Origin of the sequence: Myxococcus sp. CA033 (assembly GCF_013336625.1) — a bacterium.
Classification (GTDB): Bacteria; Myxococcota; Myxococcia; order Myxococcales; family Myxococcaceae; genus Myxococcus; species Myxococcus llanfairpwllgwyngyllgogerychwyrndrobwllllantysiliogogogochensis.
In genome coordinates this window covers 1-417 of the sequence record NZ_JABUMU010000093.1, presented here as the reverse complement: position 1 = coordinate 417, position 417 = coordinate 1, and the positions used below count along the sequence as shown (strand labels likewise).

The following is a 417-nucleotide window of genomic DNA, read 5'->3' as shown; positions in this document are numbered from 1 at the left end:
ACGCGGCCTTCACGATGGGCAGCTCCCGGAAGGACAGCAGGCCCGGCACATAGGGGAACGTCAGCACCACCGCCGCGCCCGACTGCGCCACCGGCGCCAGCGTGGCCGCGTCGAGGACGACGATGCCGCCGTAGCCCGTGTCGTTGCCCTTCTCCGTGGAGATGTCCGCGCCCGCCACGCGCGCCACCTTCAGCCCCGCTGGGGGCTGGAGCACCAGCAACTCCCGCAACCGGCGCTGTAGCGCCACCGCTTCCGTGGGCGTGACATCCCAGCGGCCCACTTCGTCCTGAAGCTCCATGCGCCGGCCCTCCCGTGACTGCAGCCCAATCTGGAGCCCTCCTGCCCCGAGGCAACCCACCACGTCACCTCCCTTTCATCCAACCGTGGACTACCGGACGCGAGGCCCCCCCGCGGAGC

1 protein-coding gene is annotated in these 417 nt (G+C 71.5%); it reads right to left on the bottom strand.

What is annotated here, in order from left to right; all coding sequences use genetic code 11:
* The coding region (locus HUA78_RS45780; protein ID WP_174479140.1) for an endonuclease V at positions 1-298 on the bottom strand (298 nt) is incomplete at its 3' end.
* Positions 299-417 lie beyond the last annotated feature (119 nt).